Origin of the sequence: Streptomyces sp. NBC_01296, from assembly GCF_035984415.1 — a bacterium.
Lineage (GTDB): Bacteria > Actinomycetota > Actinomycetes > Streptomycetales > Streptomycetaceae > Streptomyces.
This window is the reverse complement of sequence record NZ_CP130720.1, coordinates 6,308,045-6,318,208: the sequence shown is the minus strand read 5'-3', so window position 1 is coordinate 6,318,208 and position 10,164 is coordinate 6,308,045. Positions and strand designations below refer to the sequence as shown.

The window sequence follows — 10,164 nt, the reverse complement described above, 5'->3', positions numbered from 1 at the left end:
CGTTTCCTGTGCGGCGGGCCCGGCCGGGCCCGCCGCTCCCCCGGCGGTGGTTACGCCGGCAGCGGCTCGGGGTCCGAGGGCGCCGGTTCGGGGGACACCGCCGTGCGCGGCAGGGCCAGGCAGAGCACCGCGCTGAGCAGGAATCCGGCGGTCACCCAGGGCATGGCGGCGGTCAGGGCGTGCGTGGGCCCGCCGTCGGCGAGGGCGCCGAAGAAGACGCTGCCGATGGCGGCCGCGCCCAGGGCGCCGCCGAACTGCTGGGCGGTGGAGAAGATTCCGGAGGCCCCGCCCGCGATGTCGGCGGGGACGGCGGACAGGACGACGTTGACCAGCGGCACGACCAGGAAGCCGAGTCCGGCGCCCGCGACGAGCAGGCCGGGGGCGAGCGGCCAGGCGCCGGTGTGTGCGGCGGCGGAGGCGGAGACGGCGTACCAGACCCCGGCGAAGCCTCCCACCATCATCAGCGCGCCGGCGGCGAGCACGAGGCGGCCGAAGCGGACGGCGAGGGAGTCGGCGGCGGGAGCGGTCAGGAAGCTGCCGACGGAGAACGCGACGGTGAGCACGCCGGCCTGCATCGGGGTGTAGCCCTCGCCGCCCTGCAGCCAGATCGCGAAGACCAGGAAGAAGCCCTGCATGCCGACGGCGAAGAGCAGTTGGACGGCGAGGCCGACGGAGAAGGCGGGGAGTCGGAAGGCGCGGGCGGGCAGCAGCGGTACGGTCGCCCCGCGCCGGCGGGCTTCGAGTACGCCGAGGCCGATGACGGCGAGGACCCCGGCGGCCAGGCACAGCCAGCCCCACAGCGGCCAGCCGTTCGCCTCGCCCTGGACGAGCGGCAGCACGACGGCGATCAGGGCGCCGGCGAGGACGAGGCTGCCGGCCAGGTCGGGGCGGCCAGCGCCGCGCTCGCGGGTGGCGGGGACCAGGACGGCTCCGGCCACGCAGGCGGCCAGGGCGACCGGCACGTTGACGAGGAAGATGGACCGCCAGCCCCAGCCGAACAGGTCGGCGTCGGTGAGCAGGCCGCCGAGCAGCAGCCCGACGGCGGAGGCGAAGCCGGCGACGGCCCCGTACATCCCGAAGACGGTGCCGCGTTCCTTGCCCTGGAACAGGGTGCGGAAGGAGCCGAGCACCTGGGGCATCAGCAGGGCGGCCATGACGCCCTGCACGGCGCGGGCGGCGATCAGCCGGCCGGGGCTCTGGGCGAGGCCGCAGCCGAGGCTGGCGAGGCCGAAGCCGGCGGTTCCGGCGAGGAACAGGGCCTTGCGCCCGTACCGGTCGCCGAGGTGCCCGGAGACGATCAGGGTGGCGGCGAAGCCGAGGAGGTAGGCGGAGACGAGCCACTGCAGGGCGCTCTGCGAGGCGTGCAGCTCGCGGCCGATGGAGGGGATGGCGACGTTGACGATGGTCACGTCGAGCAGGTCCATGAGCGCGGCGACCATCATGACGGCGGCGGCCCAGCGGCGCGGATAGGGGGTCGGGGACAGGGACACGGGCGACGGCTCGGGCCAGGGCGAAGGCGAGGGCATGGCGGGCTCCAAAGTATTTCGTTCGGACGAACGAAAGACTGACACGGAGGCGCGCGTGATCGCAACTCTTTCGTTCGCCCGAACTAAATACTTGGTACGGTGGATGCCATGAGCGACGAGACGGACCCCCGCCGGGAAGCGGTACTGGCCGAGCTGAACCGCACGGGCCGCGAGACGAGCGCGGCGACCGTGGTGTTCCACGAGGCGGCCGCCGCCAAGCAGGGGCTCAGTGCCACCGAGACGAAGACCCTGGACCTGCTCATGCGGCGCGGCCCGCTGACCGCGAAGGAGCTGTCCGAGCAGTCGGGACTGGCCCCGGCCTCGGTGACGGGCCTGGTCGACCGGCTCGAACGCAAGGGCTGTGTCCGCCGGGTCAAGCACCCGACGGACAAGCGGCGGGTCCTGGTGGAGGCGCTGCCGGAGCGGCTGGCGGAGATCCAGCCGGTGTTCGACGACTGGGCCCGTGAGGTCGCGGAGCTGTGCGACGAGTTCACGACGGCGGAGCTGGAGACCGTGATCCGCTTCCTCCAGGGCTCCAACGCCCGCCAACTGCGCGCGGCGACCCGCCTGTCGGAGTCCTGACCCGGCGACCGGACCACCGCGCCCGGACCCCTGCGCCCCGCACCCCGGCCTACTCGGCCCCGTAGACCGGGTGCGGGGGTTCGGATTCCGCGAGGAGCTTCGTCGCCGTCTCGCCCGCCTCGGCCGGGGTCCAGCGGGCTCCGCGGTCCGCCGTCGGGCCGGGGCGCCAGCCCTCCATCACCGTGATCCGGCCGCCCTCCGCCTCGAAGACCCGGCCCGTGACGCCCGCCGAGGCGTCCGAGCCCAGCCACACCACCAGCGGCGACACGTTCTCCGGGGCCATCGCGTCGAAGGCGCCCTCCCCCGGGTCCGCCATGGTCTCGGCGAACGTCTGCTCCGTCATCCGCGTCCGCGCCGCCGGGGCGATCGCGTTGACCTGGACCCCGTACCGGCCCATCTCCGCCGCCGCGACCAGCGTCATGCCGAGGATGCCGGCCTTGGCCGCGCTGTAGTTGCCCTGCCCGACCGAGCCCAGCAGGCCGGCCCCCGAGGAGGTGTTGACCACCCGCGCCGCCACCGCCCGGCCCGACTTCGCCTCGGCCCGCCAGTGCGCGGCCGCGTACTTCAGGGGCAGGAAGTGCCCCTTCAGGTGCACGCGCATCACCGCGTCCCAGTCCGCCTCCTCCAGGTTCACCAGCATCCGGTCCCGCAGGAACCCGGCGTTGTTGACCAGCGTGTCCAGCCGGCCGAACGCCGACAGGGCCGCCCCGACCAGCGAGGACGCACCCTCGGGGGATGCGATGTCCTTGCCGTGCGCCACCGCCTCGCCGCCCAGCGCCCGGATCTCCGCGACCACCTGCCCGGCCGGGCTGTCCTCCCCCGGCTGCCCGTCCAGGCCCACGCCCAGGTCGTTGACGACGACCTTGGCCCCCTCCGCCGCGAAGGCCAGCGCGTGGGCCCGGCCCAGCCCCCGCCCCGCGCCCGTCACGATGACCACACGACCCTCGGCAAGTCCCATCTCAGCTCTCCTTGTTGACCGTTGCCGCATCCAGAAACGCCGGGCGCTCCCCGCCCCCGTGCACGAGCAGGCTCGCCCCGCTGACATACCCCGCCCGGCCGGAGGCCAGAAACACCGCCGCCGCCCCGACGTCCGCGGGCTCCGCCAGCCTTCCCAGCGGGACCGTGGCGCCCACGGCCGCGATCCCCGCCTCGTCCCCGTAGTGCAAGTGCGCGAGCTCGGTCCGCACCATGCCCAGCACGAGCGAGTTCACCCGTACCTCGGGCGCCCATTCCACGGCCATGGACCGGGCCAGGTTCTCCAGCCCCGCCTTCGCCGCCCCGTACGCGGCCGTCCCGGGCGAGGGCCGGGTCCCGCTGACGCTGCCGATCATCACCACCGAGCCGTGCGCCTCGCGCAGCAGCGGGTACGCCGCCAGCGAGGCCGTCATCGGCGCCAGCAGGTTCAGCTCGACGACGCGCGCGTGCCGCTGCGCCTCACCCTCCCCCAGCAGCCGGTACGGGGTTCCGCCCGCGTTGTTCACCAGGCAGTCGAGCCGCCCGTACCGGCGCCCGACCGCGTCGAAGAACTCCTGGACGGCGGCCGGATCGCGCAGGTCCAGCGCGGTGAACGAGGCCGTGCGCCCGTCCGCGCACACCGGTTCGTGCGGCGGGCGGCGGGCGCAGACGACGACTTCGGCGCCCGCCCCGAGGAACGACCGGGCGATGCCGGCGCCGACGCCGCGGGTTCCGCCGGTGACGACGACAACCCTCCCGTCGAGCTCCATAGGCTGCTACCTTCCTCACCTAACAAATGTTTGGTGGAAAGGTAGCTGATCCTCTCATGGGTGTCTCCACCTCAAGCCCCGGCAAGGGCATCGCACTTGTCACCGTCGACTTCCCGCCCGTCAACGCGCTTCCCGTGCAGGGCTGGTACGACCTCGCCGACGCCCTGCGCGCGGCCGGCCGCGATCCCGAGACCCGGTGTGTCGTACTGGCCGCCGAAGGACGCGGGTTCAACGCCGGCGTCGACATCAAGGAGATGCAGCGCGACACCGGCCACGCCGCCCTGATCGGCGCGAACCGCGGCTGCTACGAGGCCTTCGCCGCCGTGTACGAGTGCGAGGTGCCCGTCGTCGCGGCCGTGCACGGGTTCTGCCTGGGCGGCGGCATCGGCCTCGCCGGCAACGCCGACGCGATCGTGGCGAGCGAGGACGCGACCTTCGGGCTGCCGGAGCTCGACCGGGGCGCGCTCGGCGCCGCCACCCACCTGGCCCGCCTGGTCCCGCAGCACCTGATGCGCGCCCTGTACTACACCTCGCGCACCGCCACCGCCGCCGAACTGCACGCGCACGGCTCGGTGTGGCGGGTGGTCCCGCGGACGGAGCTGCGGGCGGCGGCCCTCGAACTGGCCGCCGAGATCGCGCAGAAGGACGGCTACCTGATCCGGCTGGCCAAGGCGGCCATCAACGGCATCGACCCCGTCGACGTGCGGCGCAGCTACCGCTTCGAGCAGGGGTTCACCTTCGAGGCCAACCTCAGCGGGGTGGCCGACCGGGTCCGCGACACCTTCGGAGAGCCCGCAGAGGGAGAGCCTGCAGAGAAGGAGCGCTCATGACCGACAAGACGATGACCCCCGAAGAGGTGGTCGGGCAGCTGCGCAGCGGGATGACCCTGGGCATCGGCGGCTGGGGGTCGCGGCGCAAGCCCATGGCCCTGGTGCGGGCACTGCTCCGTTCCGAGATCACCGATCTCACCGTGATCTCGTACGGCGGCCCCGACGTCGGCCTGCTCGCGGCCGCCGGCCGGATCCGCAAGCTCGTCGCGCCCTTCGCCACGCTCGACTCCATCCCGCTGGAGCCGCATTTCCGGGCGGCCCGCGAGAGCGGCGCCTTCGCCTTCACCGAGCTCGACGAGGCCATGTTCATGTGGGGCCTGCACGCCGCCGCGAACCGGCTCCCCTTCCTCCCCGTCCGCGCCGGCCTCGGCTCCGACGTCATGCGGGTCAACCCGGAGCTGCGGACCGTCACCTCCCCCTACGCCGACGGCGAGGAGCTCGTCGCCGTCCCCGCCCTGCGCATGGACGCCGCGCTGGTCCACCTCAACCGTGCCGACCGCCTCGGCAACGGCCAGTACCTGGGTCCGGACCCGTACTTCGACGACCTGTTCTGCGAGGCCGCCGATGCCGCGTACCTCTCCTGCGAGCAGCTCGTGGAGACCGCCGAGCTCTCCAAGGCCGGGCCCCCGCAGTCCCTGCTCGTCAGCCGGCATTCCGTGACCGGTGTCGTCGAGACCCCGAACGGGGCGCACTTCACCTCCTGCGTCCCCGACCACGGGCGCGACGAGGCCTTCCAGAAGCTGTACGCGACCACCCCCTGGCCGGAGTTCCGCGCGCGCTTCCTCTCCGGCGGCAGCGAGCACGCCTACCAGTCGGCCGTCCAGGCCTGGCACGAGGAGCAGAATTGAGCACAGCGACGGCCGCCTCCCGTGCGGAGTACTGCGTGATCGCATGCGCCGAGGCCTGGCGCGGCAACGGCGAGGTGCTCGCCAGCCCGATGGGCCTGATCCCGTCGTTCGGGGCCCGGCTGGCGAAGCGGACCTTCTCGCCCGACCTCCTCCTGACCGACGGCGAGGCCCTGCTCGTGGGCCTCGGCGGCGAGGCCGAGGGCTGGCTCCCCTACCGCCGCCACCTCACGATGGTCACCGGCGGGCGGCGGCACGTGATGATGGGCGCCAGTCAGATCGACCGGTTCGGCAACCAGAACATCTCCTGCATCGGCGACTGGGCCCGGCCGGCCCGCCAGCTCCTCGGGGTGCGCGGCGCGCCCGTCAACACCCTCAACAATCCGGTGAGCTACTGGGTGCCGAAGCATTCCCCGCGGGTGTTCGTCGAGCGCGTCGACATGGTGAGCGGGGTGGGCTACGACCGGGCGGAGGCGGCCGGGGTGACCCGCTTCCACCGGCTCCCGCGGGTGGTCAGCGATCTCGGCGTCCTCGATTTCACCGGCCCGGACCACTCGATGCGCCTGGCCTCCCTCCACCCGGGCGTCACCGTCGAACAGGTCCGGGCGGCCACCGGGTTCGACCTCGCGGTCGCCGGCGAGGTCCCGTACATGCGGGAGCCGAGCGCCGAGGAGCTGCGGCTGATCCGCGAGGTGATCGACCCGAAGGGGTTGCGCGACCGGGAAGTGCGGGTCTGAGGCGATGGCGATGTCGATGCGGACGCCGTTCACGAAACTGGTCGGTGTCGAGCACCCGATCGTGCAGACGGGCATGGGCTGGGTGGCCGGGCCCCGGCTGGTCTCCGGCGCCGCCAACGCGGGCGCCCTGGGCATCCTGGCCTCGGCGACGATGACCGTGGACGAGCTGCGCGCTGCGGTCCGCGAGGTCAGGTCCCGTACGGACGCCCCGTTCGGGGTCAATCTGCGCGCGGACGCGGGGGACGCCGCCGAGCGCGTGCAGCTGATCATCGACGAGGGCGTACGGGTCGCCTCGTTCGCGCTCGCCCCGTCGAAGGAGCTGATCGCGCAGCTCAAGGACGCGGGTGTGGTGGTGATCCCGTCGATCGGGGCCCGGCGGCACGCCGAGAAGGTCGCGGCGTGGGGGGCCGACGCGGTGATCGTGCAGGGCGGCGAGGGCGGCGGGCACACCGGGGACGTGGCCACGACGGTGCTGCTGCCCCAGGTGGTCGACGCGGTGGACATCCCGGTGGTCGCGGCGGGCGGCTTCCACGACGGCCGCGGGCTGGTCGCCGCGCTGTCGTACGGGGCCGCGGGCATCGCCATGGGCACCCGCTTCCTGCTGACCTCGGACTCCACCGTCCCGGACGCGGTGAAGGCCCGGTACCTGGCGGCGGGCGTCAAGGACGTCACCGTGACGACGGCCGTGGACGGGCTGCCGCACCGGATGCTGCGTACCGAGCTGGTCGCGTCCCTCGAGCGGGCGGGCCGTACCCGCGCCCTGGCCCGGGCGGTCCGGCACGCGGCCGCGTTCCGCAGGCTCTCCGGGCTGTCCTGGCCGCAGATGGTGCGCGACGGCCTCGCGATGAAGCACGGCAAGGACCTGTCCTGGAGCCAGGTGCTGCTCGCCGCGAACACCCCCATGCTCCTCAAGGCGTCCATGGTCGAGGGCCGTACGGACCTCGGCGTCATGGCATCGGGCCAGGTCGCGGGGGTGATCGAGGATCTGCCGTCCTGTGCGGAGCTCGTCGCCCGCGTCATGGCCGAGGCACACACCGTGCTGGCACGGCTGGAACGCCTGCACGGGGAACGTCCGCACCCGCAACACCCGCACCCGCTCGACGCCCTGCCACCACCAGGGTGATCCCCCTTCTCCTCCTCAGGAGTCGCCACCGATGAGCCGTGCCCGAATCCGCCTGGTGACCGCGGTGCTCGCTTCCGCTCTCGCCATCGGCACCCTGCCCGCCGCCTCCGCCGCGTACGCCGCGCCGGCGGCGGGCGCCACCGCCTCCGCCACCGGCCGGTACCCCCAGCAGGCGGAACCGATTCGCCAGATCCCCCTCCAGGGCGCGGTCAACGTCCGCGACCTGGGCGGCTACCGCACCTGGACCGGCGGCCAGGTCCGCCAGGGTCTGGTCTACCGCTCCGACGCGCTCAGCAAGCTGACGCAAGGAGACATCACCACCGTCTCCGGTCTCGGCCTCACGAAGGTCGTCGATTTCCGCATCCCCATGGAGCTCCAGTACGACGGCGCCGACCGGCTGCCCGCGGGGCTCGCCGCCACCTCCCGCCCCGTCAGCGACCTCGGCCTGTACGGGACGCTCGTCGGCGCGATCTCCAGCGGCGATCCCGCCACGCAGGAGCAGATGCTCGGGGGCGGCCGCGCCGAGGCCTACATGCGCGACATCTACCGCACCTTCGTGACCAGCCCCGAGAACCGGGCGCAGTTCGCGGCGACGCTGCGGGAGATCGCGGACGGCAGCCAGGGCCCGCTCCTGTACCACTGCACCTCGGGCAAGGACCGGACGGGCTGGATGAGTTACGTCCTGCTGCGCGCCCTGGCCGTCCCCGAGGAGACGGCCGGGCGCGACTACCTCGCGTCGAACACGTTCCGCGCGGCGTACGACGCGCAGGTGCGGGCGGGCCTGAAGCAGTCCGGGCGGATGCAGAACCCGGACCTGCTGATCCCGCTCCAGGAGGTCCGCCAGGACTACCTGGACGCGGCGACCGCGCAACTGGCCGCGGACTACGGCAGCTTCTACGGCTACCTCACCGACGGCCTCGGCCTGGACCTGCGGACGCTCACGAAGCTCCAGACCAGGCTGGTGCGGTAGTACGGCAGCCCGGACAGCAGTACGCCGGGCAGCGCACCTCGCGCTGCCCGGCGTACCGCAATACCTGTCAGAACCTCAGGGCGTCAGAGCCCCGGGGCGTCAGCTCGTACGCCCCGCCGCGGGACGTCCGCCGCCCGAACGGCGACGCGCACCGGCCGGAGCACCGCCGGAGCGGGCACCGCCCTGGCCGCCGCCACCCTGACCGCGGGTGCCGCCCTGGCCGCCACCCTGGCCGCCGCCCTGGCCTGCGCCGGAGCGGGCCCGACGCGGACGGCCCTCGCCGCCGCCGGCCGGCGCGGCGCCGCCCTGTGCGGCGGAGGAGCCGCCGGAGCGACGGCGCGGGTTGGCGGAACGGCCGCCGCCGCCCTGGCCGCCGGAGCGCCGGCCCGCCGGGGCCGGCTGCTGCGGCACCTCGATCACCACGGGGATGCCCGAGGGCTCCTTGGCGCCGGTGAGCCGGGAGAGCTCTTCGTCGGAGGACTTGATCTGCGCGGTGCGCGGGGAGATCCCGGCGTCCGACATCAGGCGGGTCATGTCCCGCTTCTGGTCGGGCAGCACCAGGGTGACCACGCTGCCGGACTCGCCGGCGCGGGCGGTACGGCCGCCGCGGTGCAGGTAGTCCTTGTGGTCGGTCGGCGGGTCGATGTTGACGACCAGGTCGAGGTCGTCGATGTGGATGCCGCGGGCGGCCACGTTGGTGGCGATCAGCGCGGTGACCTCGCCCGTCTTGAACCAGTCCAGGGTCCGGTTGCGCTGCGGCTGCGAGCGGCCGCCGTGCAGGCCGGAGGCGCGGACGCCGTCCGCCAGGAGCTTCTTGACCATGCGGTCGACACCGCGCTTGGTGTCCACGAACATGATCACCCGGCCGTCGCGTGCGGCTATGCGCGTCGCCACGGCCTTCTTGTCGGTCTCGTCCATGACGTACAGGACGTGGTGCTCCATCGTGCTGACCGCACCGGCCGACGGGTCGACGGAGAAGGCGACCGGGTCGTGCAGGAACATCTTGACGAGCCTGTCGATGTTCTTGTCGAGGGTCGCCGAGAACAGCATGGTCTGACCCTCGGGCTCGACCTGCTTGAGCAGCGCGGTGACCTGCGGCATGAAGCCCATGTCGGTCATCTGGTCGGCCTCGTCGAGGACCGTGATGGCGACCTGCGAGAGGTCGGCGTCACCGCGGTCGATGAGGTCCTTCAGGCGGCCGGGGGTGGCGACGAGCACCTCGGCGCCGCGGCGCAGGGCCCCGGACTGCCGGTTGATCGACATGCCGCCGACGACGGTCGCGATGCGCAGGTTGACGGCCGTGGCGTACGGGGCCAGGGCGTCGGTCACCTGCTGCGCGAGCTCACGGGTCGGTACGAGGACCAGCGCGAGCGGCTGCTTCGGCTGCGCGCGGCGGCCGGAGGTACGGGCCAGCAGCGCCAGGCCGAAGGCAAGCGTCTTGCCGGAGCCGGTACGGCCGCGGCCGAGCAGATCACGGCCGGCGAGCGAGTTCGGCAGCGTCGCGGCCTGGATCGGGAACGGCTCGGTGACGCCCTGGGCAGCGAGGGTCTTGAGCAGCGCCTCGGGCATGCCCATGTCCTCGAACGCGGCCACCGGCGGCAGGGCCGGGGTCAGCGGTTCGGGCATGGTGAATTCCTGGGGCCGGGCGACGGGGGCGGACTTCTGCCGTCCCGCGCCAGCCTTCGGACGTCCCTGAGCCGCACCTCGACCCCGGGTGGGGCGGCGGCTGGGTCGTGCGGAGCTGGAGCTGGTCATGCGAGAAAGCCCTCCTGAAACCGGCAGGTAAAACAAAAGTCGAGACAGCAGACAAGCCGGGGCCCGCACCTC

At 73.4% G+C, this 10,164-nt stretch carries 10 protein-coding genes; 6 read left to right on the top strand and 4 right to left on the bottom strand.

The window, feature by feature from the left end; genetic code table 11:
- Positions 1–50: 50 nt before the first annotated feature.
- Complete coding sequence (locus OG299_RS28805) at positions 51–1,526, bottom strand: MFS transporter (RefSeq protein ID WP_327363047.1); 1,476 nt, start codon at positions 1,524–1,526, stop codon at positions 51–53.
- A gap of 108 nt (positions 1,527–1,634) precedes the next feature.
- On the opposite strand from OG299_RS28805, the gene OG299_RS28800 reads away from it, so the two are divergent.
- Positions 1,635–2,108, top strand: a complete 474-nt coding sequence (locus OG299_RS28800) for a MarR family winged helix-turn-helix transcriptional regulator (RefSeq protein WP_327363046.1) — start codon at positions 1,635–1,637, stop codon at positions 2,106–2,108.
- A 49-nt stretch (positions 2,109–2,157) separates the two neighbouring features.
- Here the strand turns inward: OG299_RS28800 and OG299_RS28795 are convergent, their stop codons facing one another.
- Together OG299_RS28795 and OG299_RS28790 are read right to left on the bottom strand one after the other, a co-directional pair.
- Complete coding sequence (locus OG299_RS28795; protein ID WP_266630263.1) at positions 2,158–3,066, bottom strand: SDR family oxidoreductase; 909 nt, start codon at positions 3,064–3,066, stop codon at positions 2,158–2,160.
- A 1-nt stretch (position 3,067) separates the two neighbouring features.
- Positions 3,068–3,832 (bottom strand): SDR family oxidoreductase, encoded by a 765-nt coding sequence (locus tag OG299_RS28790; RefSeq protein ID WP_266630261.1) that lies wholly within the window; start codon positions 3,830–3,832, stop codon positions 3,068–3,070.
- A gap of 56 nt (positions 3,833–3,888) precedes the next feature.
- On the opposite strand from OG299_RS28790, the gene OG299_RS28785 reads away from it, so the two are divergent.
- Genes OG299_RS28785 through OG299_RS28765 form a run of 5 tightly spaced genes read left to right on the top strand, consistent with a single transcriptional unit; the run spans position 3,889 to position 8,337 of the window.
- Complete coding sequence (locus tag OG299_RS28785; RefSeq protein ID WP_266630259.1) at positions 3,889–4,662, top strand: enoyl-CoA hydratase family protein; 774 nt, start codon at positions 3,889–3,891, stop codon at positions 4,660–4,662.
- Positions 4,659–5,510, top strand: coding sequence for a CoA transferase subunit A (locus OG299_RS28780; protein WP_327363045.1), 852 nt, complete (start codon positions 4,659–4,661; stop codon positions 5,508–5,510). The genes OG299_RS28785 and OG299_RS28780 overlap by 4 nt, the downstream gene beginning before the upstream one ends.
- Positions 5,507–6,244 carry a CoA-transferase subunit beta gene (locus OG299_RS28775; protein ID WP_327363044.1) on the top strand — a complete coding sequence of 246 codons (738 nt, stop codon included), beginning with the start codon at positions 5,507–5,509 and terminating at the stop codon, positions 6,242–6,244. Before OG299_RS28780 ends, OG299_RS28775 begins: the two co-directional genes overlap by 4 nt.
- A 16-nt stretch (positions 6,245–6,260) precedes the next feature.
- A complete protein-coding gene (locus tag OG299_RS28770; protein ID WP_323179108.1) occupies positions 6,261–7,367 on the top strand; it encodes an NAD(P)H-dependent flavin oxidoreductase in 1,107 nt (368 codons plus the stop codon).
- Between the two features lie 31 nt (positions 7,368–7,398).
- On the top strand, positions 7,399–8,337 hold the full coding sequence (locus OG299_RS28765) for a tyrosine-protein phosphatase (RefSeq protein ID WP_327363043.1): 939 nt from the start codon (positions 7,399–7,401) through the stop codon (positions 8,335–8,337).
- A gap of 99 nt (positions 8,338–8,436) precedes the next feature.
- On the opposite strand, the gene OG299_RS28760 is transcribed toward OG299_RS28765, so the two are convergent.
- On the bottom strand, positions 8,437–10,092 hold the full coding sequence (locus tag OG299_RS28760; protein ID WP_327363042.1) for a DEAD/DEAH box helicase: 1,656 nt from the start codon (positions 10,090–10,092) through the stop codon (positions 8,437–8,439).
- Positions 10,093–10,164 lie beyond the last annotated feature (72 nt).

What these genes read in the sequence shown, in the direction of transcription:
- OG299_RS28765 (WP_327363043.1), top strand. Translation starts at nt 7,399, where the DNA reads ATGAGCCGTGCCCGAATCCGCCTGGTGACCGCGGTGCTCGCTTCCGCT.
- OG299_RS28770 (WP_323179108.1), top strand. Translation starts at nt 6,261, where the DNA reads ATGCGGACGCCGTTCACGAAACTGGTCGGTGTCGAGCACCCGATCGTG.
- OG299_RS28785 (WP_266630259.1), top strand. Translation starts at nt 3,889, where the DNA reads ATGGGTGTCTCCACCTCAAGCCCCGGCAAGGGCATCGCACTTGTCACC.
- OG299_RS28805 (WP_327363047.1), bottom strand. Translation starts at nt 1,526, where the DNA reads ATGCCCTCGCCTTCGCCCTGGCCCGAGCCGTCGCCCGTGTCCCTGTCC.
- OG299_RS28800 (WP_327363046.1), top strand. Translation starts at nt 1,635, where the DNA reads ATGAGCGACGAGACGGACCCCCGCCGGGAAGCGGTACTGGCCGAGCTG.
- OG299_RS28795 (WP_266630263.1), bottom strand. Translation starts at nt 3,066, where the DNA reads ATGGGACTTGCCGAGGGTCGTGTGGTCATCGTGACGGGCGCGGGGCGG.
- OG299_RS28780 (WP_327363045.1), top strand. Translation starts at nt 4,659, where the DNA reads ATGACCGACAAGACGATGACCCCCGAAGAGGTGGTCGGGCAGCTGCGC.
- OG299_RS28790 (WP_266630261.1), bottom strand. Translation starts at nt 3,832, where the DNA reads ATGGAGCTCGACGGGAGGGTTGTCGTCGTCACCGGCGGAACCCGCGGC.
- OG299_RS28760 (WP_327363042.1), bottom strand. Translation starts at nt 10,092, where the DNA reads ATGACCAGCTCCAGCTCCGCACGACCCAGCCGCCGCCCCACCCGGGGT.